Annotated in this window: 24 protein-coding genes; 5 read left to right on the top strand and 19 right to left on the bottom strand. The window is 64.7% G+C overall.

Going from position 1 to position 23,737, the window contains the following annotated elements; genetic code table 11:
• Positions 1-387 precede the first annotated feature (387 nt).
• From ACQCS0_RS10070 to ACQCS0_RS10060, 3 genes are read right to left on the bottom strand one after another with little or no spacing between them, the layout of a single operon-like run.
• Positions 388-1,869: an amidase gene (locus ACQCS0_RS10070; RefSeq protein ID WP_354154234.1), complete on the bottom strand. Its 1,482-nt coding sequence runs from the start codon at positions 1,867-1,869 to the stop codon at positions 388-390.
• On the bottom strand, positions 1,866-2,084 hold the full coding sequence (locus ACQCS0_RS10065) for a hypothetical protein (protein WP_354154235.1): 219 nt from the start codon (positions 2,082-2,084) through the stop codon (positions 1,866-1,868). The genes ACQCS0_RS10070 and ACQCS0_RS10065 overlap by 4 nt, the downstream gene beginning before the upstream one ends.
• Positions 2,081-3,454: an amidohydrolase family protein gene (locus ACQCS0_RS10060; RefSeq protein ID WP_354165930.1), complete on the bottom strand. Its 1,374-nt coding sequence runs from the start codon at positions 3,452-3,454 to the stop codon at positions 2,081-2,083. Before ACQCS0_RS10060 ends, ACQCS0_RS10065 begins: the two co-directional genes overlap by 4 nt.
• Positions 3,455-3,542: 88 nt before the next feature.
• Between ACQCS0_RS10060 and ACQCS0_RS10055 the strand changes: the two genes are divergently transcribed.
• On the top strand, positions 3,543-4,481 hold the full coding sequence (locus tag ACQCS0_RS10055; protein WP_426939492.1) for a polysaccharide deacetylase family protein: 939 nt from the start codon (positions 3,543-3,545) through the stop codon (positions 4,479-4,481).
• Here ACQCS0_RS10055 and ACQCS0_RS10050 read toward each other — a convergent pair.
• The 15 genes from ACQCS0_RS10050 to ACQCS0_RS09980 all read right to left on the bottom strand — a co-directional run bounded on the left by ACQCS0_RS10050 (position 4,478) and on the right by ACQCS0_RS09980 (position 17,488).
• The gene (locus tag ACQCS0_RS10050) at positions 4,478-5,200 is read right to left on the bottom strand and encodes a hypothetical protein (protein ID WP_354154238.1); all 723 of its coding nucleotides are present in this window, start codon (positions 5,198-5,200) and stop codon (positions 4,478-4,480) included. The genes ACQCS0_RS10055 and ACQCS0_RS10050 overlap by 4 nt on opposite strands.
• Before the next feature lie 2 nt (positions 5,201-5,202).
• Positions 5,203-5,820 carry a cupin domain-containing protein gene (locus tag ACQCS0_RS10045; protein WP_354154239.1) on the bottom strand — a complete coding sequence of 206 codons (618 nt, stop codon included), beginning with the start codon at positions 5,818-5,820 and terminating at the stop codon, positions 5,203-5,205.
• Between the two features lie 113 nt (positions 5,821-5,933).
• Complete coding sequence (locus ACQCS0_RS10040) at positions 5,934-6,656, bottom strand: aldolase/citrate lyase family protein (RefSeq protein ID WP_354165927.1); 723 nt, start codon at positions 6,654-6,656, stop codon at positions 5,934-5,936.
• 60 nt (positions 6,657-6,716) lie between these two features.
• Entirely contained in the window at positions 6,717-7,145 is a 429-nt protein-coding gene (locus ACQCS0_RS10035; protein ID WP_354154241.1) for a cupin domain-containing protein, read from the bottom strand.
• The gene (locus tag ACQCS0_RS10030) at positions 7,142-8,074 is read right to left on the bottom strand and encodes a polysaccharide deacetylase family protein (protein ID WP_354154242.1); all 933 of its coding nucleotides are present in this window, start codon (positions 8,072-8,074) and stop codon (positions 7,142-7,144) included. Before ACQCS0_RS10030 ends, ACQCS0_RS10035 begins: the two co-directional genes overlap by 4 nt.
• Before the next feature lie 42 nt (positions 8,075-8,116).
• Positions 8,117-8,941 (bottom strand): MBL fold metallo-hydrolase, encoded by an 825-nt coding sequence (locus ACQCS0_RS10025; RefSeq protein ID WP_354154243.1) that lies wholly within the window; start codon positions 8,939-8,941, stop codon positions 8,117-8,119.
• Positions 8,938-9,705 (bottom strand): MBL fold metallo-hydrolase, encoded by a 768-nt coding sequence (locus ACQCS0_RS10020; protein ID WP_354154244.1) that lies wholly within the window; start codon positions 9,703-9,705, stop codon positions 8,938-8,940. Before ACQCS0_RS10020 ends, ACQCS0_RS10025 begins: the two co-directional genes overlap by 4 nt.
• A gap of 43 nt (positions 9,706-9,748) precedes the next feature.
• Entirely contained in the window at positions 9,749-10,423 is a 675-nt protein-coding gene (locus ACQCS0_RS10015) for an isochorismatase family cysteine hydrolase (protein ID WP_354154245.1), read from the bottom strand.
• 93 nt (positions 10,424-10,516) lie between these two features.
• Entirely contained in the window at positions 10,517-12,112 is a 1,596-nt protein-coding gene (locus ACQCS0_RS10010; protein ID WP_354154246.1) for an ABC transporter substrate-binding protein, read from the bottom strand.
• A gap of 27 nt (positions 12,113-12,139) precedes the next feature.
• Complete coding sequence (locus tag ACQCS0_RS10005) at positions 12,140-12,970, bottom strand: MBL fold metallo-hydrolase (RefSeq protein WP_354154247.1); 831 nt, start codon at positions 12,968-12,970, stop codon at positions 12,140-12,142.
• A 9-nt stretch (positions 12,971-12,979) separates the two neighbouring features.
• Entirely contained in the window at positions 12,980-13,807 is an 828-nt protein-coding gene (locus ACQCS0_RS10000; protein ID WP_354154248.1) for a hypothetical protein, read from the bottom strand.
• A 57-nt stretch (positions 13,808-13,864) separates the two neighbouring features.
• Positions 13,865-14,938 (bottom strand): ABC transporter permease, encoded by a 1,074-nt coding sequence (locus ACQCS0_RS09995; protein WP_354154249.1) that lies wholly within the window; start codon positions 14,936-14,938, stop codon positions 13,865-13,867.
• On the bottom strand, positions 14,935-15,738 hold the full coding sequence (locus tag ACQCS0_RS09990) for an ATP-binding cassette domain-containing protein (protein WP_354154250.1): 804 nt from the start codon (positions 15,736-15,738) through the stop codon (positions 14,935-14,937). The genes ACQCS0_RS09995 and ACQCS0_RS09990 overlap by 4 nt, the downstream gene beginning before the upstream one ends.
• Positions 15,739-15,740: 2 nt before the next feature.
• Positions 15,741-16,604: an ABC transporter ATP-binding protein gene (locus ACQCS0_RS09985; RefSeq protein WP_354154251.1), complete on the bottom strand. Its 864-nt coding sequence runs from the start codon at positions 16,602-16,604 to the stop codon at positions 15,741-15,743.
• Positions 16,601-17,488 carry an ABC transporter permease gene (locus ACQCS0_RS09980; RefSeq protein WP_354154252.1) on the bottom strand — a complete coding sequence of 296 codons (888 nt, stop codon included), beginning with the start codon at positions 17,486-17,488 and terminating at the stop codon, positions 16,601-16,603. The genes ACQCS0_RS09985 and ACQCS0_RS09980 overlap by 4 nt, the downstream gene beginning before the upstream one ends.
• Positions 17,489-17,949: 461 nt before the next feature.
• Between ACQCS0_RS09980 and ACQCS0_RS09975 the strand changes: the two genes are divergently transcribed.
• The 4 genes from ACQCS0_RS09975 to ACQCS0_RS09960 all read left to right on the top strand — a co-directional run bounded on the left by ACQCS0_RS09975 (position 17,950) and on the right by ACQCS0_RS09960 (position 21,940).
• Positions 17,950-18,924, top strand: coding sequence for a branched-chain amino acid transaminase (locus tag ACQCS0_RS09975; RefSeq protein ID WP_354154253.1), 975 nt, complete (start codon positions 17,950-17,952; stop codon positions 18,922-18,924).
• A 10-nt stretch (positions 18,925-18,934) separates the two neighbouring features.
• Positions 18,935-19,918 carry an acetamidase/formamidase family protein gene (locus tag ACQCS0_RS09970; protein ID WP_354154254.1) on the top strand — a complete coding sequence of 328 codons (984 nt, stop codon included), beginning with the start codon at positions 18,935-18,937 and terminating at the stop codon, positions 19,916-19,918.
• A complete protein-coding gene (locus tag ACQCS0_RS09965; RefSeq protein ID WP_354154255.1) occupies positions 19,911-21,335 on the top strand; it encodes an amidohydrolase family protein in 1,425 nt (474 codons plus the stop codon). Before ACQCS0_RS09970 ends, ACQCS0_RS09965 begins: the two co-directional genes overlap by 8 nt.
• A gap of 344 nt (positions 21,336-21,679) precedes the next feature.
• Positions 21,680-21,940: a hypothetical protein gene (locus ACQCS0_RS09960; RefSeq protein ID WP_354154256.1), complete on the top strand. Its 261-nt coding sequence runs from the start codon at positions 21,680-21,682 to the stop codon at positions 21,938-21,940.
• A 188-nt stretch (positions 21,941-22,128) separates the two neighbouring features.
• Here the strand turns inward: ACQCS0_RS09960 and ACQCS0_RS09955 are convergent, their stop codons facing one another.
• Complete coding sequence (locus ACQCS0_RS09955; RefSeq protein WP_354154412.1) at positions 22,129-23,184, bottom strand: DNA polymerase IV; 1,056 nt, start codon at positions 23,182-23,184, stop codon at positions 22,129-22,131.
• Positions 23,185-23,737 lie beyond the last annotated feature (553 nt).

The following is a 23,737-nucleotide window of genomic DNA, read 5'->3' as shown; positions in this document are numbered from 1 at the left end:
AGTCGAGGACCAAAGGGAAGGAAGGACGAACGAAGATCAACTCCCAGAAGAAGGCCGTACAGGCGGGACCAGGACCCTGTCGTGAGCCGCTCCCCCACATAACCGAAAAGGAACTCCGGAACCCCGCACACCCCCGGAAAATCCGATCGGGGGTCAATAAGTGAACAGTTTGTCCACACTCAGAGGCCCACAAGCCCCTGAACAGTTAAACACGTGCCCGAGGTGGGACTTGAACCGGACTCCAGCCCCTGCAAACACTGGGAACTCCTGAAAACATCCCCAATCCGACCCAGTCCGGCCGATGTACGGCCCGATCCGAAACCCTAAGTGTGGACATTGTCCACACTTCTCTTTTTGCCCGATTTCCTTCGGCTTATTGCCCCAAATTCAGGCCGGATTCCATGAAGCCGCGGTTGCGGCGGTGTCCAGGCTCTTTCCATTTGCTGCGTTACCCCCAAAGCCCAAGTGGGACGCGGTCGGCAACTCGTGCACCGGGACCTGCGTCCACCACGGCGTGGTTCGCTCGTAGGCATAGGCGATCGCGAGCACCGTCGCATCGGAGTGTTCAGGACCCATGATGTGCATTCCAACGGGCTGCCCGCTGACAAAGCCGCAGGGCACACTGACGCCGGGCATTCCGGTGAGGTTCGCAGCGGAAAGCATGCGCAGGGCGGCAGCCAACGAGTCCTGGCCTGTGGATCCAGTGAGTTCCGAGGACATCGAGGACGCGAGCGGTGCGATCGCCGGGAGGGTGGGCGAAACCAGCCCGCCCACGCCTGCGCGGGCCATGGCTTCCGGCAGGTACGTTCGGAGATAGGTCCGCACCTGCCAGGCCAGGCGGACATCGTCCTCGGTGGCCAGGGCGCCGGTCTCGATCATGACGCGTGTACCGGGCAGATACGCGCCGGCGGCTCGCTTCAGCCGCTCACGGTGATGCTGGGCCGCTTCCGACAGGGAAATCGCTACGCTGGAGTGCAGCGCCACGTCCAGTTCGGGGAGGGACAGCTCTACGATCTCCATCCCCAGGTCCGCAAGTACGGAGAGGGCATTTTCCACGACGGCCATGACTTCGGGGGCGACCCCCCATTCAGACCACATCCGACGGTCGACGCCAAGCCTCACGGGAACTGGAACGTCCCGAATCCGGGCGGACACCGGCCCTCCGAGCCGGGTGAGTGCCTGGGGTTCCACCATGCCGTCAAGGAGTGCCGCGCAATCTTCGACGCTCCGGGTGATCGGTCCCACGTGATCCATCGTGTGGCTGACGTGCAGGACCCCGGCGCACGACACGATGCCGGCGCTTGGCTTGAGCCCCACCAAGCCGTTGACGGCGGCGGGGTTTCGAACCGAGCCTCCGGTGTCCGTGCCAAGGGCCCCGGGAATGCTTCCGACGGCGACGGCGACTCCGGATCCAACGCTGGATCCTCCTGCGTACCGCTCAGGATCCCAGGGGTTACGTGATGGTGGCGTCCCCTGCCCGAAGGCGAACTCATGCGTTTGAAGTTTGCCAAGGATCACAGCACCGCTGGCACGGAGTTGACGTACGACGCCGGCGTCGTCCTTGGCGATGTTGCCCCGCAGGCTGTCCGAGCCGCCTTCGGTGGGCATCCGGTGGACATCGATGACATCCTTTACGCCCAGGGGAATCCCGTGGAGGGCGCCGCCGAGCTGCCCCCTGGCGGCCTGGCCGTCGGCCAGAGTGGCTGCTGCGCGGGCCCCTCGCTCGTCCACGAAGGCCCAGGCGTGGGCGTAGCCTTCAGTGTCCTGGAGCCGGTTCAGGACGGAGTCGAGAAGTTCAACCGCCGACAGCTCCCGCCGTCGGATGCGGCCCGCCGCTTCGGCGATGCCCAGCCCCCATGGTTCGGTCACGGTTCCACCGCCGGGTGCGCTGCGCCGGCCTGATCCGATGGTCGGGTCAGGTGCTCGAAGGATGACTGCAGTTCATCCATCCCTGCCCGGAAGTCCCGGTACGCGGCTTCCAGCGCCGGCAGGTCCTCCCGCGCGATCACCTCACCCACCAGTTCGCGAATGACCATCAGCTGTTCGCTGCTCAATGCTGGGTCACGGCCCAATGGTTGGTTCATCGGTGGGCCTCCGGGGTGAGCTGTCCGTCCCGGACCACGCTGACGCCGTCAACCAGGACAGTCCGCACATCGCGAAAGTCCTCCATTCGGGCGACAACCACGTCCGCGACGCGGCCTGCCTTGAGCCGTCCGCTTCCGGGGGCGATGCCCGGGATGAGGTCCGCAACCGTCGAGCTTGCCATGGCGACGGCACCCGCGAGGGAGCGGTGTCCGTGGGCCGCGATGTCCTGGACGGCGGAGATCAGCTCGTCGTGGTCGCCGTCGTGCCCGTAATCGGTGCCGATGACCGAGATGAGGCCCGGTTCCCGGAGCAGCAGGTCCCAGTGTTCGCGCGTGGTGACGGTGTGCTTGCGGTGCAGGAGGTCGAACACCGATGCCTCGGCCGGCCAGCCCGTTTTCCGGCCCAGGACGGCCAGCTGGTAGGCCTCGTCGGGCGTGTGGGAGGGGTGGTTTGCGTGGGCGGCAATCACGGTGGCCCCGTTGCCGTCCAGCTGGAGCATGAGCTCCCGCAGGACACCGGCGGTGGCGGAGGCGCTGTGCACGATGGCCGGCACGCAGAACTTGGCCGCTGCGTGGACTCCTTCTCTGATCCCCTCGATGGCCGGGACGAACGAGGGCATCACGGAGTCCGTGACGATCTTGGCGAGTTGAGTGGCGGTGAGGGCTTCCGCGAGTCCAGCCTCTCTGGCCGCCTCGGCGAGGGCAGTCAGGTTGAGCGCGCCGGCATCGATGAACCGGCCCAGCACTGCTTCCTTGATGCACCGGGCCTGGGCGATGGTGATGCGGATCCCGGCGGCCTTATGGATGGCTGCGGGGATGTAGACGAGATCCTGGCCTCCTCCGCCCAGTGTCTGGCCTCCGCCCAGCTCCCCGATGGCGACAGCACCGTCGTCGAGCATCCGCTCAACGGTGAGTTCACGGGCCTCGGCCGTCAGTCCCTGGCCGTCTGCCATGGCCGCTGCCTGCAGGCACTGCGGCAGGTGCGTCGTTGCGCCCCGCACATGCACGGCGTGCCGGCGGTCGGCCTCGCGAACATCCTCCATGGACGCGAAGCCACAGAGATTAAGGACGGTGGTGGTTCCGGCCAGAAGGTGCCTGTCCAGGTTGCCCCTCCAGCGCTCCGCGGACAGTGCCGGTGCCGCACTGGGGAACAGGGCGCCGGGGGTCACTCCGTGGGTATGGCCGTTGATGAGGCCCGGCATCACCACGCAGCCCGACGCGTCGATGACGTCGCCGGCAAACTCCCGGTCCGCACCCCAGCGGTCCAGGACGTCCGCAATGCGGCCGTCGCGGATGACCACTGCACCGGCCTCGATGACGGTGTCCCCGGAGCCCGTGACAACGGTGCCTCCGCGAATGAGCGTGGACATTCGCTCCCCTCTCGGCTAGTTTCATCATATCGAAGTTTGCTTCACTATAGCCGCAACGATGCGGCGTCGGAACCCCCGAACGGAGAACATGATGGCAGAGCCACAGACGCATCGGGATTTCGTCGGATATGGCGAAACACCTCCCGATTTCCGCTGGCCAGGCGACGCGCGTGTGGCCGTTTCCCTGGTCATCAATGTTGAGGAGGGCGCCGAGCGCAGTATCCCCCGCGGCGATAGCGCCAATGACCTGGGTGCGCACTGGATTCCGGCTCCTGCCTCAGCCGCCCGGAACCTCACCCTGGAATCGGCCTTCGAGTATGGTGCCCGTGCCGGCATGTGGCGATTGCTGCGGATCCTGCGTAAACACGACATCCGGGCCACCGCCTTCTGCTGCGCCATAGCCCTGCAGCTGAACCCGCCCATCGCCACGGCACTGGTCCGCGACGGACACGAAATTGCCGACCACGGCCACCAGTGGGACACCCACACGGACCTCGACGACGATGCTGAGGAACGCCTCATTGTCGCCTCCCGCGACGCGATCGAGGCCAGCACGGGCCAGACCCCCACCAGCTGGTATTCGCGGGATGGACTCAAGCCCGGTACACGCAGGGTGCTCGCCGAGAACGGATTCACCTACGAGTCCAACAGTTTCAATGACGACCTGCCGCATTGGGGGTCCGGTCCGGCAAACCCGAAGCTCCCGGTCCTGCCCTACGCGGGAGACACCAACGATTCCGGTCTGTTCAGGCAGTTCCCCACGGCAGCATCGTTTGGCAACCACCTGATCGCGGCCCTGGACCTGCTGCTCGATGACCCCCGCAGCGGGCCCTCCGTGATGAGCGTCGGACTGCACCCGCGGCTCATCGGAAGGCCGGCGTACGCCGTCGCCCTTGACCGCTTCCTTGACCATGCGCACGGCAAAGCAGCCTGGTTCGCGACGCGCGAAGAGATTGTGAACGCCTGGTTACAGACCACGACGACGGACCAGACGACGGCGGACGGGTCATCGGCGTCGTCAGGCTAGTGCGCTGCGAGCAGCGCACCCCAACCGGGGATCTGGCGTGAAACGCCGGCCAGGTTAAGCACATGCCATAAGGTAGCGATGGCACTATCGACAACAGCGATGCCGAACTCCTCCTCGAAACCCTCCACCAGATAGCCCGAGCGCAGGTTGGTGCCGACACACACCACAGCATCGAGGCCGTCCGCGAATGCGGGCCGCATCATGGCGCCGATGGCGGCGGTGTCCAAACGGGCGATCTCAGGGTTGCTCATTGCCACCTCTGGAACCGAAACGGCCTGCACGTCGATGCCGTGGTTGGCGTATTCCCGCTGTATCCGTAAGGCGATGGCGCGCGGACCGGGAAAGACGACGCCGACGCGCGTTGCCGTTAACGCGGCGAGGGCCTCCACGACGGCCACGGAGGCCGTAGTCGCCGGCACGCCGCCGCACACCGCTTCGAGTTCGGCACAGAGTGCCCGGTCGCTGGTGATCCCCGTCCACGAACCAGAGGTGCCGTGGAACGCAATAGCCTGCAGATCGGCGTCGTTCAGCAATGCCGGGGCTTCCCCGAGAACGCTCAGGTCCACCGTGTCATCAAGGCTCGGCGGAAGGCGGAACCGGCTGTAGTGGACGCCCAGGTCCGGCTGCCCCGCAAGGATCGCCGCAGTGAGCGTCTCCGCATTCGAGTTGCTCGATGGGACAAGAATCCCCAGCCGTGTCCCCGGCCCGGGAACGCCCACGTTCAGTGCGCCTTGCCGAGGGACGGTGGCGTGGAGATCGCGAGCATGACTGCGGCCGAAGTCGTGTGGTTGCTCCACCAATGCGGCAGGGAAGCGTCATAGGTCAGGCTGTCGCCGGCTTCCAACGTAAAGTCCTGGCCGCCAATGGTCGCCACCAGTGTGCCCGATTGGAGGATGACGCACTCCTCGCCCTCATGGGAGTGCGGAACATGGGAGCCGTCGAAGTTGGCGGGAATGGTCATGTTGATGACCCCCAGCTTGCGCTCCGAATCGGGAACGATCAGCTCCATGATGATGCCTTGCGAGGGGATTTCGATGCGGCGCCGGTCTGCCCGGCGGACCAGCATGTGGTTCTGCCCTTCGTTGGGATCAGTAAACATGCTGGCCAGCGGCAGTTCGAGGGAGTTTGCCAGGCGCAGGAGCGTGGCAAAGGACGGGTTGCCGATTCCCCGCTCGATCTGGCTGATGAGACCCGCGCTGACACCTGCACGTTCGGCGAGCTCCTCCACGGTGAACCGTCCGAGGCGCTGCTCTTTGATCATCGCGCCGAGATGGGCGATCCAGAAGTCGCGTTCCAGGGACTCGGTTGCTTCGCTGCTGGCTGTGTCTGTGCCTTCCACAACGACTCCTTCATTAGTCCTTGGTTTTGCGTCAGTATATCGAAGAAAATTTGGCGTTGGTGGTTTTTTGAATGGCCTGGATTCGACGGGCGTTCCGCCTCTGCCGATGGCGCTCACGCGGCCCGCAGTTCGGTGTAGCCAGTCAACATGGAGGCGAGTTCCTTCTCCCAATAGACGGCACAGCGGTCGGCTCCGCGCTCGAAAACACCCGCTGCGGCGGCCATTCCGGGTGCCGGGAGTCCGATACTGCGGCTGGCACCGGCAACCACGTCCACCACGCGCTGGACGGCTTCCTGCAAGGCCTCCGGCCGCTCATCTCCGTGGCGAAGCAGGTCGGCAGCCAGATCGGTCGGGCCCACCCAGCCCCCGCCGAACGCCTCGCTGCCCACGAATTCCTTGACGCGCTCCACGGCCTCGGCCGTCTCGAACAACACCGTGATTACGGGAGCAAAGGAGTAGTCCATGCCGAAGGCCGAGGCCGGCGTCACCTGCCGCGGACGCGATCCCGCAGGAGCGTACCGCGTGGCTTCGTAGGCGCGTTCCAGTTCGTCCACCGTCCGTACCTGCGGCAGCACGATCTCCGCCACACCGGTGTTGGCGAAAGCCACCAGCGTGTTCCTGTCCAGGTCGGGCACGCGCACCGCCACCTTCACCCCGGAGCCGGCCAGGCGCTGCACCACATCGCTGCATTGCTGAACGGTGATCCCGGTCTGCTCGGCGTCGAGGACCAAGAAGTCAATGGTGGCGTGGGCAAGGAGGGCCAACAAGGTGGGCGTGGGATCTGCGGTGATGATGCCGACGCTGCGTTCAAGGGCGGCGGCTGGTTCCTGGGTCATGGGAGGTTCCTCATTCGGATGGCGCGGAAATGAACAGCGATCTGGTGCCTGAAAGGCTGGTCACTCGTCAGGGACGAATTGCCAGTCCGCGGGCTTGCTGACCCCCACAATGAGCTCCACGTTCTCGTCGCCGTCGTTTGTGAGTCCATGGGTGGTTCCCCGGGGGATGTAAATGCCGTCGCCGGGTTTTGCCCGGTAGGTGGTGTCGCCGAGGTGGACGATGGGTGCCCCGCTGAGGACGACGTAGAACTCGGACGCGTCAGGATGGTGGTGGCACAGGTGGTGCTGGCCGGGCAGGATCCTTCCCCAGCTGACGCATAAATCATCTGAACCGCTGAGGTCCCTGGAGATGAGCGTGCTGACCAGGCCCTGGTCGCGTTGTCCCTTGAGTCCAACCTTGTCCAGGGGCGTGAAGCCTTGCTCGTGGACGTTGTGCACCAGGCGGCCGATATCCACCGTGGCCGTCCCGCCGTCGCCGGGGCGCATCATGCCGCGCCTTCGAAGGCGGCCTCGGCGACGATGGTGTCGCCCTGCACAGGCGGGTGGTCCATCCACCACCGGGCGATGTCCTCGCGGGTGGCGAACCAAACCCCGGACTGGGCAAGGGCGTATTCGAGGAAGCGGCGCACGCCCTGGGCGACGCTGGGCCGGCCGCCGATCCTCAGGTGCAGCCCCACGGACATCATCTTCGGCACGGTTTCGCCTTCGATGAGGAGGCAGTCGAGGGAGTCCTTCAAAACGTTGAAGAAGTCCTCTCCGGTGCCCAGGCTGCCGTTGCCCCAGAACCGGGCATCGTTGGTGTCGCCCGAATAGGGAACCACCAGATGGCGGTGCGGGCCTGCCTGCACGTAGTACGGAAGGTCGTCGGCGTAGGAATTCGAGTCGTACAGCACGCCTTCCTCAGCCAGGATGGTCCGGGTGTTCTCCGTGATGCCCTCGCGGACGTACCAGCCCACCGGCCTCACACCGGAAACGGCCTCGACGGCGGCCAGGGACTTGCGGATCTCCTGCCGCTCCTCCTCGGGGCCCATTCCCACCGTTCCGCGCCACTTGTAGCCGTGGGCGCAGATCTCGTGGCCGTCCCGAATCATGGCCAGGGCGGCGTCCGGATTCCGTTCAAGGGCGGCACCGCAGGCCATGACCGTTGCCTGGACGTTGTACTCGCGCAGCATCCCGAGGTAGCGCCAGATGCCCACGCGGCTGCCGTACTCGAAGAAGGACTCCTTCATCAGGCTGCGCCGAGAGGGATCGGCGGACCAGCCACCGAAGATCGAGACGTCCTCGTCCCGCTCGTCGCCGGCTTCGATGGAACTCTCGGCGCCTTCCTCGTAGTTCAGCACCACGGAGACTGCAACCTTCGCGCCGTGCGGCCACGTGACAATCGGAGGGTTCTCCCCATATCCAATCAGGTCCCGCATTGGCTTCTCCTTGCCTGTTCATTATATTGATGAGATTTCACTTTACAACGCCTGCCCCTCGTAGACTTTCCGGTGGGCGGCCAGCGACGTCTTGAGCATGCTGTCGACGTCGTCAATGACGTTTCCGTGGGCGGGCCCGATCAGCACGGCAGGATAGGACTCCAGGGTCTCTTCGATGCACTGGAAGGCCGTGCTGACGTCGACAAATTTGGTCCAGTAGAGCGCACGGCCGGTTCCGTAGGCGGCCTGTTCCACCGAGGGCGGCTCCGGCATCTCGCTGGAGAGCAAGCGGCACTGCCCTGGCAGGTGTACGGGCTCGTCATCCTCGTCCGGGGCGGGAATGTCGTGGATGTAGGAAAAACCGTCGGAGACGAACATGATCCGCGCGCCTGAGTCATAGCCCCAGAGCGTGTTCTCCAAGTCACGGATGTAAGCCGGAAAGAAGCGGAACTCCCTGTCGCCGAGATCCAGCGCCTCGCCCGCGGCCCTGGATCTCAGCCGGTCCCTGTATTCGGGAAAATGAAGGGCGTAATCACGGACATCGCCCACAACAACAGCCGAGGGGTACTTGGCCAGCAAGACCGGGAGGTTGCCTGCGTGCGGGATTTCCGGATGCGTCGGGAAGACGTAGTCCAGAGTCCGTCCTCCCAGCGCATGGTCCAGCTGCGCCAGGACCGTTTCCCGGTGTGCGGGATCTCCCGTATCCACCAGGATCGACGCTTCGGAGCCGATCACCAGATACGAGGAGACGTGGTAGTGGACTTCCTGGCCTTCGGCGTTGGCCGACAGGCAGCCGCCCAGCCAGTGGACGCCGTCGGCGAGGACGCGGCCCTTGGGGGGCTCCACGCCGCGGGGGTCGGGACTCATTGGAGGCCTGCTTTCCGGATGGCCGCGGCCAAGGCTGCGGCCTCCGCTGCGCATTCGCCCGTCCCAACAAACGGTTCGCCGTAGCCTGGTCCGATGGCCTTCACCTGACGTTCGCGGATGACCTGTTCAACATCCCTCGAAATGCCTTGCGTATCGGCCTGGGCAAACCACTGGAACTTGTGCAAACCGGCCGCCGCGTTCGAGCTGCCGTACGAGCCATGCGTGAAGGCATCCGAGGTCAGGAGCGCGCCGGAGACGGGATCGAAGATCCATAACGTCGGCAGGAGCCGCATCAGCGGTGACACAAACTCCAGTGTCAGTCCTGCCATGACCTCCACTGCAAGCGACGTTCCCGGGTTGACCATGATGCGCCGGGGCGTCGCCGAGGTCCTTGGGACCGTGATTCCGCCGGTGTACCAGACGGATTCGACGTCGAACCGCGCCTCGATGGCGGGTAGGTTCAGGCAGCATTCCATCTCCGTCCGCGTGAGAACGACGGTAAGCCGTTCCCCTGGTTTGAGCAGCGATTCCAGCTGCCGGATGATCTCCGCCTCGTGGAGCCGGATGCCGGTGTCCACGAGCACCGAGCCGCCGCTTCCTTTGATGAGGTAGCAATTGACGGGCTGGGTGACGCGGACGCCGGGCGGGCACCAGCTGACCTGTTCGTTAAGGGTGATGTCCGCCCCCAGGCGATGGACGCGGTCTCCGATGAGGCTGTGGACGCCGTTGACGGCGACCGCTGCCTGGGCTGTGTGTGGATTCAACGACTTCTCCTTCCCTTTGTTCCGGTTTGCTTCGTTGGCCTGCCTAGGAGGCGCTGGCCGAGTCCCAGACGGCGATAGCGTCGTCCAGCGTGCAGACATCGTGGCGGGCCCTCATCACAGTCAGCGCAGCATCGTGGACGACTGTGTCGTAGGCGCCCACGGCGTCCTCGATCAGCACGGCGTAGAAGTCGTTGTGGACGGCGTCCCGCAACGTGGCCTCGACGCATCCGCCGGTGGAAACGCCAACCAGGGCAACGGATTCGATGCCCTGGCTCCGCAGGAGGAGCGCCAGTTCCGTGCCCACGAACGCGCTGGGTCGGCGCTTGGTGATGATGACCTCGCCTTCCTCGGGCATACACTCGGCGCAGAACTCCGTCGCCGGATCGCCTTTGAGGCTGAGCCTGCCAAGGTCAATAGGCCGGCCATTCGCGGCCGTGTACAGAGCCCGCAGCCACGCAGCAGGTGAGCTGGCGCCGTCGGGTAGGTTTTCCACACGGATGTGGAAGATGGGCACTCCGTTCTTCCGGGCCGATTCAATGGCGCTTCCGCATCGCTTGGCAACGTCGGGCATCATGGACAGGTCGTGGCCGGAGTCGCCGATCGCGCCGCCGGCGTACACGGCACCTTCCTGCATGTCGATCACCACGAGGGCGGTGGTGGCCGGGTCGAGCAGTTCCTGCAGGGTGTCCCGGACCTGCTTTCCGCAGATTTCAATCATGAGAAGTTTTCCTTTTGTGAGGTGGTGCTTTGTGAAGTGGTGCCGGCCGGGCAGGACGTCGGCTGGCCGGCACCACGCGGGACTGCTGGCGGCCTAGCGGCCGAGGGCGTTGAAGTAGATCTGACCGTTGGTCAGGGGCACGGCCCCGGTCAGCCCGGTCTTCGCAACCAGCACTCCCCTGGTTTCGACCAGCGACAGGATGGCTGAGCCATCGTCAACCAGTGTTGCCATCTTCTTGAGAAGGGTGGAGCGCTTGTCTGTTTCCTGGTCAGGCGTCGCGGCAAGTTCGCTGCGTGCCTTATCGAACTCAGGGTTGGACCAACCGGTGCTGTTGCTCGGGGCGCCGGTTCCGTAGAACGCGTAGCTGTAGAACGCGGGATCGGCGATCACGATGGGCTCCGAGTAAAGCACCGCCTGGTACCGGCCGTCGATCAGCGCCGTGGAGAAGTCGGTGGAGCTGGCCACATTCTGCAATTCGACGTCAATGCCGACGTCCTTGAGCATGGACTGGATCAGGACTGCCGACTTGGCGGCCACCGGGCCCGGGCGGGTGGTGCTGTAGCTCAGCGTCATCGGGAACCCATTGCCGTACCCTGCCTCGGCCAGGAGCTTCTTGGCTTCATCCTTGTTGAACTTGTAGATTGCAGAGTCCTCAACCATGGGGAAGATGGAGCCGGCGGGTTCACCGAAACCGGCATACGCACCCTTCACCAGGGCGTCCCGGTCGATCGCCATGGAAACGGCGTGACGGACCTTGGGGTCAGCCAACGGACCTGTCTTGGTGTTGATCATCATCGTGTCCCGGGTTTGGCTGGCGCAGTTCAGGACAGTGACACCCGGTGACTTCTCCAGGGACTTGTACTGGTCGTACTCGAAGCCATTGGCCACCTGCACTTCGCCGGTTTCAACCAGCTGGCTGCGGGTGGCGGTGCTCTGGACAGCCTTGACGGCCACCCGCTTCACGGTCCCGCGCGTACCCTCCCACACCGGATCGGCCGTCACCGTCAACGAAGCGCCCGGCGTGAATTCTTCAAGCTTCCAGCCGCTGTAGTCGGCCAGGTTCTTCGAAAGCCAGGCATTCGCGGTCGGATCTTCCGCCGTGACGTGCTTCTTGGCTTCAGTGCTGTCGTGGATGTAGAACAGGTTGTTCTGCAGGGATTCTTCGGTGTAGGAGGTCAGCCCTGTGGTGTTGAGCTGCAAGGTCCGCTCGTCGATCACCTTGACCAAGTCGTCCACATTGAAGCCACTGCTTTTCAGTGTTCCCCTCATCACCGGTTGCCGCTTCATACCGATATCGAAGCTCCATCGGACGTCTTCGGCCGATAGCGCGTTCCCGAACTGGCTGGTGAGCTTGCGGAGGGTGACAACCACGCCGGTACCGTCCGGGCTGGCCTTGGCGCTCTCGGCCAGCCGGCCGGAGACCTCTGTGGATGGTTCGGGGCACGTCCTGCCGTCGCTGGCTCCGACCTTGTACTCGAGGAGTTGGGAGCCAAGGCCGCTCAGCACTACATGCGAAGCGCTGCCTCCCCAAGGCGACGGCGTGAGGCTGTCCGGCAGGGCGCCGACGGCAACAACAACACTTTCGATGGACGGGTTTACTTCCGCCGGCGGTGTGGAACCGCCGCAGGCGACGAGGGACGTGGTGAGGGCGACAGCAGCGCCTCCGGTGAGCAAACGCAGACTCTTCATAACAGTCACTCCGTTATTAGGGGGAATCTAGGGCTGGGCGGTTTCGTAGCGGTACGCACTCTTGTGGCCGGCGCGAATGATGGGCTCGACGTCGCGGATGTTGCTGATGAAGTTGCCGTGGGTGGGGGCAACGGACCTGACGCCCAACTCATCAATAAGATGAAGAACGCGGTCGTAAACTGCGTCGGCGTCGTTCGCGAAGCGCGCCCAGTACAAGGCGCTTCCGGTGAAGAAGGCGGCATTCTCGACGGCGATGGGCACCCGCAGTTCGCCGGTGGTCAATCCGCACTCGCCCGGGAGGTGTACCGGGTCTTCGTCGTCGAGTTCGGGGCGGTGCATGTAGCAGAAGCCGTCGGCGGTGAAGAGCACGCCGGCTCCCGGCGCGAATCCCCATTGGGTGTTGGGCAGGTCCCGGATAAGGGCCTCCACCACCGTGAACTCCTGCCCGCCCAGATCGATCCGGTCTCCGGGCACCCTTGCATGGAGGTTCGGAACGATCTGCGGGTAAAAGAGGTGATAGTCGCGGATGTCCCCTACCACCTGGATGTCCGGGTACTTCTCCACAAGCCGCGGCAGGTTTCCGGTGTGGGGAAGCTCGGGGTGGGTGGGAAACACGTACGTCAGCTGGCGGCCGTCCAGCAGCTCATCGAGCGTGCGCGAAATGATGGGCCAGCTGGACGGGTTGCCCGTATCGACCAGGATGGACGAGTGCTCGCCCTGGACGAGGTAGGTGGAGTTGTGGCCGTGGATCACACGGTCCGCCAGGTGGAACGGGAGGCAGGAGCTCATCCAGGTGACGCCCTTCGCGACACTGCGCGGAAGGTCGGTGCTCATCGTTTCTACGAGTAGTTCTTCCATGATGGTCTCCTAAACCAGCTGCGGGGTGAGCGCGTCGAGCATGAAATCGAGGTGGCGCCGCACCACGTCGCGTCCCTTCAGGACGCAGCCGCGGGACGGGGCGATGACCTCGGGGTCGAGGGTGTCGAACTTCTCCTGAAGCCAGTCCCGCAGGGGCTCGCATGTGGAGCGTGGAATCCATTCGTATTTTGCGTACAGGTGGCCAGCCACTTGCTCCACCGTGGTGGTGTCCTCGACCGTGGAGTCAATGATGCGCTGGCCCTCAGGCCGGTCCATGACTCCGTGGGTGAAGGTGTCCGAGGTGAAGAGGGTGCCCGTTTCCTTGTCCCAGCCCCAGAAGGTGGGCAGGAGACGCAGCAAGGGCGCTTCGACTTCCAGCACCCGGCCGGGAGCTATCTCAATTTCGGCCGCCCGCGCCATGGAGTCGCCCTCCGCGGTGCGCTGGGCGTCGATCTGATGGCGGCGCCCCCGCAATGCAAGCCGGCTGACGTCATCGAAAGCATCGAAGGGATTGATGACCCCGCCGGTATACAGCCGCTCGATATCGAACCTGCCGGCGATCGGCTCGAGGTTCGATACGCAGTCCATCTCGCTGCGGGTGAAGAAGATGGACACTCCCCCGCCTTCTCCGACGAGACCTGCAAGGTCGTCAAGGATCTGCTCGCTGTGGATGGCCAGCCCGGAATCGACCAGGAGCCTGGAGGAGCCTTCGGTCAACAGATAGGCGTTCGACGGCTGGAACCCTCTTGCACCTTGGGGAACCCAGCTCACGCGGCCGTCGAGCGGAATGCTCCCGCCGAGGACTGCTAACTTGTCTGTCTGCAATGTAGTGAACATATCTTCAATCTATTGAATATTGAGGGTTTGTCAAGGAAATTCTTGCGAAGCCGGGTCTCAACCCTGCTGTACGGCCTGTTCCGCCGCAGGGCGCGGCTTCGACGGGCCCTTCACGCCGCGCATGACGCTGCTGCGGGTCCGTGGATCCAAGAGCGTGATGAGGGCGTCCAGCAGCACATAACCCAAGAGGCTCGTGGCACCCATAATGAGGACGAACCCTTGGATGACAGGCACGTCACCCTTGAGGACACCATCCAGGGACCAGCCGCCGACGCCGGGCCAGGAGAAGACGCTTTCGACGATGGCAGCGCCGCTGAGTGCTGCGGCAAACAGCAGGACCATGTATGTCATCAAGGCCCCGCGGACGTCACTTAGCGCGTAGCGGAAGACCTGCAGCGGCTTCAGTCCGCAGGCCCTAGCGAATTCGATCTGAGGCGAATTCAGGACCTGGAGGAGGCCGGTCCGCACGGTCTTTCCGAACGGGGCCGCGAAGAAGAGCCCCATGGTGACGATAGGCAGGACGGCCCTGCTGAGGATGGATTGCACCGTTCCCCACTGCCCGGCAATCACCGCGTCCAGGGCAACGGATCCCGTCACTCTGGGAGGTGGAAAGTCGGCGCTGGACAGCATTCCCAGTGGCGCAGGTGCCAAATGGAGCTGCTGGTAGAAGATGAACAGAAGGAGGAGGGCAAGGACAAACTCCGGCATGGCCATGAGGAACGAGACGCCGACGGTGAAGACCTTGTCTGCCCCGCGCCCGTAGCGGTAGGCCGCCAGTGTGCCCATTCCCATGCCGATGAGCAGCGCCAGGACGAGGCCGGGAACCAGGTAGACCAGGGTATTGGGCAGCCGGATCCAGATCTCCCCCGCCACAGGGCTTCCCGTGAAGAACGATTTTCCCAGGTCCCCGCTCAGGGTGCGGCCCATGTACTCCAGATAGCGTTCCCAGAACGGCTTGTCCAAGCCCAACTCGGCATTGATCCTAGCGATGTCCGTCGGAGTGGCATACTCGCCGAGCAGCGCGACTGCCGGGTTGCCGGGAAGCAGCGAGACCAGGCCAAAGCTCAGGGTGATCAGTCCCAAAAGGAGCAGGAAGGCAATGACAAGGCGGGACGCGACGTAGCGGATCATGCCAAGGCCGCCTTTTCTCCAGGGGTGTACGGGATGGGAGGCATTGCCGCCGACATGAGGGCCTGCGTGTAGGGCTCTTGCGGATTGGAGAGAACGTCGTCCGTGGTGCCCGTTTCCACGAACCGTCCCCTGTGCATCACGGCCACGTGGGAACAGAAGTGCCGGACCGTGTCAATGTCATGCGAGACAAAGACATAGGTCAGCCCCCTCGAAGCCTGAAGCTTCGCGAGCATCCGCAGGATGGACGCCCTGATGGTGAGGTCCAGGGACGACGTCGGCTCGTCCAGGACCACCAGGGCGGGGTCCGTGACGAGGCACCGGGCGATGCCCACCCTTTGCTGCTGCCCCCCGCTGAGGTTGGCCGGGCGGCGATTCAGGAAATCCTGCGAGAGTCCCACCTCTTCCAGGGTGTCCGTGACCCTGCGCAGGCGCTCGGCCCCCGACCCATATGCTTTCGCGACAATCAGGGGTTCCTCGACAATCTGGCGGATGGTCAGGCGCGGATTAAGTGATGCGAACGGCTCCTGGAAGACAATCTGCCAGCGCCTCCGCCGGTTCCGCAGCTGCGCTTTCGACAACGCACGGATATCCTCGCCTTCGAGGAGTATCGTGCCGGAATCGGCCTCAATGAGCCTGAGGATCAGGCGGCCAAGGGTCGACTTGCCGGAACCGCTTTCGCCAATGATCCCCAAGGTCTCGCCGTGTTCGACGGCGAGAGAAACACCGTCGACTGCCGTGACAGGCAGTCCTTGCGGCGTTCGGAACGTCTTCCGGACGTCCTTCAATTCAATGATGGGCATGGTCAGATGCTCCTGGATTCGGAGAGTTCGGTGGGATGCGTTTTACCGGTGTGGCAGGGCGCCGCGCTGACTGAGGCCGCCTTTGGCTGAACAACGGAGTTGAGCAGCGAGACAGTGTAGGGGTCCTGGGGCCGGACGAACACCTCGGAGACTGGACCCTGTTCAACAATGCGGCCGCGGTACATCACCAGGACGCGGTCGCAGTAATGGGCCACCACCCCCAGGTCATGGGTGACGATCAGCATCGACCGGCCGCTCCCCTTCGTCAGCCGCGTGAGGGTGTCCAGCACCTGCCGCTGCACGGTGAGGTCCAGCGCCGTCGTCGGTTCATCCGCGATGACCAAACGCGGGTTCAGGTACAAGGCCATGGAGATGACGACGCGCTGGGCCATGCCGCCGCTGAGCTCGTGCGCGTAGCCGAGCATGACGCGTTCGGGATCATTGACGCCGGAGGAGGCCAGCAGTTCGAGGGCACGGCCGCGCGATTCGGCGTCGGCCTTAAGCCCGTGCGCCTTGGCGATGTTGAAGAACTGCTTTTCGATGCGCACCACCGGGTTCAGCGCACTGAAAGGGTTCTGCGCAACGAAGCCGATCTCTTTGCCCCTGATGTGGCGGATCTGCCGCTCCGGCATGCGGATCAGATCCTGGCCGTGGAACTCGGCAGTGCCCTCCATGACGCGCCCCGGCGGCATCAGCAACTTGACCACTGAGCGCACCACGGTGGACTTACCCGATCCTGATTCGCCCACGACGCCCACGATTTCATTGGCGCCGACATCGAAGGAGATGCCATGAAGGGCACGTGTCACACCCTCGCGGGAGTGGAACTCCGTCACGAGGTCCCGCACGTGAAGTCCTGCTGTCATCGCGCCCGCTCCACTCGCTCGATTTTCGTTTCGATTGCTCCGGCAATCACATTCAGTGAGCCGATGGCCAGGAGCATGGCGGCGGTGGGGAAGGCAGCCGCCCACCATTCGCCGCGGATCAGCATGCTGACGCCGTCGTTGATCATGGCTCCCCACGTCGGCGTGGGAGGCTTGACCCCCACGCCCAGGAAGTTCAGTGCCGCAATGGTTCCCAGTGCGTTGGCCGCTGTCAGTGTTGCCTGCACCAGGACCACGCCGTAGGCGTTGCGGAAGATGTGGTTGAACGCGATGCGGACCGGCGAACACCCGATCGCCGCCGCAGCCTCCACGTAGCGCGCGGAGCGAAGGGCCATGGCCGCCGCCCGGGACAGGCGTACGAACCGTGGCGCCGCCACAATGGCGATCGCGAGGACCACGTCCGTTGCCCCGCCGCCCATGAGCTTGATGGCGACGACGGCGATCACGATGATCGGCAGTGCGGCGAAGGCGTCAATGACGCGCATGATGGCCTCCCCCAGCCTGCCGCTCGTGGCAAACAGCCCCAGCGGGACACCCACGAGGAGCGACAGTGCTGTGGCTGCGAGGGCTACGGGCAGGTCCAGCTTTGCCGCTTCGATAGTCCGGGAGAAGATATCCATCCCGTTTCCATCGGTGCCGAACCAGTGGGTCCCATTCGGCGCGATGCCGATCGCGTCGGTGTCCGGACGCATGGGATCGTGCGGCAGCGGTGCCACAATGGCCATGAGGGGCAGACCCACAATGATGACCACCGCAATCGTGGCCATGATGGGGCTGGACCGGTTGATCAGGAGGGTCTGGCCGCGGCGGACCCACGCCGCAGCCCGGAGCCCGGGTGAGGTGCGCGGCAGGCCTTGGATGCTCATGGGGCCTCCGCGTGGAGTTGGCCGGCAACGGCGTTTGGGGCGAAGTGGGCGCCGGGCCCGCTCACAATGAGTTCACTCGCAATGTATCGAAGATCGTCCTGCGTCAGGACCAGTGGCTGTTGCACGTTCAGCTCCCTGCTCGGACTTTGATCGGCAGCTGCCTCATATCAAAGTCTCATCACTTTATTGAATTTGACTGTAGTGCCAAGTGTGACGAATTGCACTCTTTTTCTGGGGAACCGGGGAACCTCTCCGAAGTGACCGCGTGGTAGTGCAGGTCTTCAGTGGCCCCATTAAGGAGGCTCGCAAGGCACTGCGCGCACCCCTTCCCATCGCAAGCAGGCCATTGACACGGCACCGAAGTGACTTCAATATAGTGATCAAGTACCGATTGTGATGAAGCTAGAGTGCTGTCGACGCCGCCAGCACCCACGCAACAGATGAGGAACGGGAAGCCCACGATGCCCAACTTTCAAGAAACAGCAGCCGCAGTAGCCACCCAACAGCCCGCTCCGGGCCAACCGGTGAAGTATCTGCTCCACGACGGCGAGCTGGTGGACTACGCCGATGCCCGTCTCCATGTGCTGAGCACCTCGCTGAAGTACGGCGTCGGAGTCTTTGAGGGATTCCGCGCGTACTGGAGCGAAGACGAGCAGCAGCTGTACGCCTTCAGGATCGGCGACCACATGAAGCGCCTGATCGACTCCATGAGGGTAGTGGAGATTGACGGCCCGAAGGACATTGTCCAGCTCGGCGAACAGCTCCTGGGACTGATCCGGGCCAACGAACTGCGGGGTAATCTGCACATGCGGGCCCAGGTGTTTGTCGATTCCAAGGACGGCAAGCCGGAAGACACCGGTCCCTCCACCGTGTTCATGGCAGCCATCCCCATGGGCAACTACTTCGGTTCCACCGGCCTGGATGTGCAGATCAGCAGCTGGGCCCGACTCTCGGACCGGTCCATGCCGCCCCGGGTGAAGTCGATCGCCAACTACCAGAACGGCCGGCTCGCCCTGCTGGAAGCCAAGCGCAACGGCTACAACGCGGCGCTGCTGCTCACGGAGAACGGACACGTCGCCGAGGGCGCCGGCTACAACGTCTTCATGGTCCGCCAGGGAAAGCTGTGCACTCCCCCGGTGACGGACAGCATCCTCGAGGGAATCACCCGGGACAGCGTCCTGCACCTCGCCCGCACGGAGCTGGGCCTCGACGTCGACATCCGCCCCATCGACCGCACCGAGCTGTACTCAGCCGACGAAGTCTTTGTCTGCGGCAGCGCCGCAGAAGTCAACCACGTCGCGTCCGTGGACCGCACCCCCATCGGCAAGGGAACAGTCGGAGACATCACCCGCAGCCTCCAGGAACTGTACCAGCAGGCCGTCCTCGGACGTGTGGCCGCGGACCAGAACTGGGCCACGCCCGTCTACCCGGCCTAGGAGGAAAACCATGCAAGACATCCAGACGCTGCAGGAGGTGCCGTCCGCGGAGCTGGCGCGCGCCGGCTACGAGCACGCCTCACTGTCCTTTGAGGCGAACTCCGAACCGGTCCTCACAGTCAACCAGGGCGAGCATTTCTGGCTCGACGCGCGGAGCCTGCTCACCGGCGGCCTCTTCGAGGAGACCGGCGAGTACGAGAAGCTGTCCATTCCGGTCACCGGACCGGTGGCAATCCGCGGGGTGAATCCCGGCGACGCCCTGCGCGTGGACATCCACGAGATCAGGATCGCCGACCGCGGGGCGATGGTCACCCTGCCAGGACGCGGCGGCTTCACCGGCGGCCTCGGCAGGGCGGGCCACGTGGTGGAGATCGTGGACGGCCAGGTGGTGTTCGACCACGGCATCAACATCCCTGTCCGGCCCATGGTCGGCAAGGTGGGGGTGGCGCCGGTCGGTGCCGGTCCCAATTCCAGCACCGTGGGAATCCATGGCGGGAACATGGACTGCAAGGACGTGACGGCCGGTTCCGCCGTCGTACTCCCCGTGCAGGTGCCCGGAGCGATGCTGTACGCCGGGGATCTGCACGCGGCCCAGGGTGACGGCGAGTGCTCGCTGACCGCCGTCGAGGTCGAAGGCAGCGTGCGGCTCTCCTGCACGGTGGTCCCCGGGTCTGCGGTTCCGGATGCCGGCGCCGGCATCCGGCGGCCGGTGGTCCTCAGCTCCGGTTCCGTCATCACCATCGGCGACGGCGACACCCTGGACGAGGCGGCGAGGCTCGCCTTGGACGACATGCTCGAACTGCTTCAAACGGACCGGAACTGGTCGCGGGAGAAGACCGCGATGCTGCTTAGCGCGGCCGCGGACGTGTCCGTCTCGCAGCTGGTCAACGCCCGGGTCTCGGCCAAGGTCACGCTGGCCTCGCGCTATTTCAGCGCCGAACCCTTCACTCTTGATTCTTCCGACACTATGAATGCGCAGGTCTCCGATGTTTGATCTCCTCCTGACCAACGGCCTGGTCGTCACGCCCTCCGGTGCCGAGTGCCTGGACATCGGCATTGCGGAGGGCAAGATCGTGTCGCTCCGCGCCTCAGGCGTCGGCACGCCCGACGAAGCCCGGCGGGTGGTGGACCTGAAAGGCAAGCTGGTGGTTCCCGGCGGCGTGGACCCCCATGTGCACACCAACTCGGTGCTTCCCACCGCGGCGGAGAGCGGCATCATGTGCTTCGGGCCGGACCGCGTGAGCGAGGGCGCGATCTACGGCGGCACCACCACCCTCGTTGACTTTGCGCACTGGAAGCCGGGCGACGAACTGTCCGAGTCCTTCGCACGGAAGTCCGCCGAGTGGGCCGGCTCCACGTACACGGACTACGCGCTGCACGGCACCTTCAAGGAGCCGGAGATCCCGTTCGAGGTCCTGGAGCAGGTCCCGGATGCGGTGGCCAACGGGCACGGCAGCTACAAGGTGTGGATGACGAACACGACGCCGACCCGGCCCAAGCAGAAGACGGACCTGGGCAACATGTGGGGGCTGATGGAGCAGACGGCCGCCGCGGGCGCAATGCTTGCGGTCCATGCCGAGGACGACGACATTGTCATGTACTCGTACAAGAAGCTGCAGCGCCAGGGCAAGACCGCCCTTGAGTACATGCACCATGCCCACAACAACCTCTCCGAAAAGCTCTCCTTCCAGCGGGCCATCACCCTCGCCCACCATGTGGGGGCTCCCATCTACCTCATGCACGTCAGCGCCCGCGAAGGCGTGGACGCCATCCGCGAGGCACGCGGCCGCGGCCAGGCGGTTTACGGCGAGATCCTTCCGCACTACGCCTACTTCACGGCCGAGGACTACAAGCAGGAGAACGGCGCGATCTACCACACGTACCCATCCTTGAAGTCCGAGACGGACCGGGATTCGATGTGGGAATCGCTGCTGGACGGCTCGCTGAGCACGCTGGCCACCGACGGCGTGTGCACCGACCTGGACGTGAAGACGCGCGGCAAGACCATCCTGGACGCGACCGGTGGCCATGCCGGCGTCGAGATGCGCATGGCGGTGGCGTATACCGAAGGCGTCAAGAAGCGGGGCCTGGATCTGACGCGCTTCGTGGACATCACCTCCGCCAATGCCGCGAAGATCCTGGGCCTGTATCCACAAAAGGGCGTGATCGCGGTTGGCAGCGACGCGGACCTGGCCGTGCTGGACACCACCGTGGACCGCCGGATCACTGCATCGGATCTTCACGAGGCGGACTACACACCATGGGAGGGTTACCAGGTGGCGGCCTGGCCGAGCATGACCGTACTGCGCGGGACCGTCATGGTGGAAGACCGGAAGTTGCTGGCCGGCCCGGGCGGGTCACTGCTCAAGCAGCGCGTATCCAGCGATGTCCTCAACCGGCCCGCGTGCTGACAGCATTGGAGTTCCAAAGTTCGTAGTACCGCCACCGTACATGCAAGGAGAAACGCGAGAGGTCGATGGCGGGAGGTTCCCGCCATCGACCTCTTGCGTTATCCTCATTAAGACTTCGCCGAATTCCCTGCAACGCCCGCTGATTCCCGGGCGGCCCCCACGGAGGCCTCGTCCTATTCCTCGAGCTTGGCGGTCCCTACTCTGCTAACGGACCCGAGACGGCCAGACCTGCGCGCATTCACCGAAGACGGCCCCCACCGCCCTCGCGTCCGGCCAATCGTGCCCGCCCATCGCCGTTGATGCCGCCGGCTGATGCCGCGCCCCAGGAATCGAGGACGACCAAGGTGGACGAGCACTCTCCGCTCCTGCAGCCATGTCGACAACCGCACATCCGGTTATTCACACGTATAAATCTCACTGGAAAGCACACCCGGGACACCGAGTTCCCCGAGGACGATCACCGGAACTACAACCGCGACGGGGCCGCGTTCGACGCCGGCGCAACCTTCTCGGGTGTCGACTTTGCCACCGGCGTCAAAGCTGCCCAGGAGTTCAGCGTCCAGTGGCCCGACGGCGTCACCACTGCGCAAGCAGCCCTCGCGTAGGTGATCGCGCAGGACGGCCTCACCCCGGTCATCCCCGGTGCCGTTCCGCGGCGCAGGCTAGGGCAAACGCTGCGGCGGGAGCGATGTACGACGGCGGCACCGGGGCTTGCCACCGGCGCCCTGGACATCTACGACCGTTACTTCCGCGAAGCGACCCATCCGTGCTGGTAAGGAAGGCAGCGACGCCGTCACCAACCGCCGCGCGTAGGCGTATGTCCCTTTCGGGCATCGTCGGGCATAGCCATCTCGGCCCGCAGGCCCAGGAGTCGGATCGGACGGCCCGCTTCGATTCCGGCTGCGAGGTCCAAAGCCCGCCCGAGGATTTCGTTCCGGTCGAATGTCTCGGGAATCCTCCTCGCATGGGTCTTGGTGACGAACGGTGCGTACCGTACCTTCAGGGTCAGCCCCACGACGGGCCGTCCTTCGGCCACAACGTCCTCAAGGACACGCGCTGTCAGCTCCCTCACGGCGTCGTCCACCTGGGCGGGCTCGGTCAGGTCCCGCTGGAAGGTAGTCTCCCGGCTATGCCCGCGGGCAACCCACGGGGTGTCGTCCACAACGCTGGCGCCGTCCCCGCGTCCGAGCTCCGCGTACCAAGGACCCATCTTGGGGCCGAACTCCGGGACCAGGTCTTGGGGGTCGGACGCGGCGAGCTCGGCGACTGTGTTGATGCCGAGTTTGGCCAGCCGGCCCGACACTTTGGTCCCGACGCCCCACAGGTCCTTGGTGGGCCGGCTACCCATGACGTCGAGCCAGTTCCCGGCAGTGAGTCGGAAGACGCCGGCCGGCTTGCCGAAACCGGTGGCGACCTTGGCTCGGACCAAGGTGTCTCCGATGCCCACGCTGCAATGCAACTGCGTTCGCTCCAGGACAGCGGCCTGCACCTGCCGGGCGTAGGATTCCGGATTCTCTGTCTCAGTGCCGACAAAGGCTTCATCCCAACCCAGCACCTGCACGGTGGCGCCGGACAGCGTGCGCAAGGTAGCCATCACCGTTTCAGACGCCGCAAGGTAAGCCTCCTGATCGACGGGCAGGATCACAGCGTCGGGCACTTTCCGGGCCGCAATGCGTAGGGGCATTCCGGAACCCACGCCGAACGCCCTGGCTTCGTAGGATGCGGTCGACACCACCGCCCGTTCCGAGGGGTCGCCCCGACCGCCCACAATGATCGGCTTGCCCGCAAGCTCCGGCCGCCGGAGCACTTCGACCGCCGCAATGAACTGGTCGAGATCGACGTGCAGCACCCACCGGATTCCGCTCACGCCACCAGTCTGCCCCAAACATCCCTGACAAGCATCGGCTCTCCACCGAGCTCGGCCGCGGAGCCTGCGGCCTCCTGACCTTGCCGGGGCCAAAATCGTACCGCTCAGGGTTCCATGGACGGACGGGCTATCAGCTCTCGACCCTGCGCGCTAGTTAGTCTAAACGGAGAAGCCCGAGGACGACTCTGAGTTCGCCCGTCGATTGCGCCAGCCGTGCTGGCCGCCCTCCCGACGGAAAAACCTTTCAGTCTCCGGCTTCAGGAGCAGTTGTTCCAGCAAGGCCCAGCTCCCGCCACAACAGGGCAGATAAATAGTTCGCCTTCAATGGTCCCTCGTCGGTCGTCTCCCTGCAACAATCACCAGTGGCACTGCCGGGGATAAACACGGGACAAGGAAACAATCGAATGCGGCGGCCTGAAAGTTACCCGCAGGAAGGAACCTTCGGGCCTGGCCGACAGGATGGCAATCACGTGCTTGCCGCCGGCGCCTCCGTTCCTCCGCGCCCGCCCTGCCCGGCGGTGTCCGGCGCGGAAGT

Origin of the sequence: Pseudarthrobacter sp. S6, from assembly GCF_050156575.1 — a bacterium.
Classification (GTDB): domain Bacteria; phylum Actinomycetota; class Actinomycetes; order Actinomycetales; family Micrococcaceae; genus Arthrobacter.
This window is presented reverse-complemented; position numbering and strand designations above follow the sequence as displayed.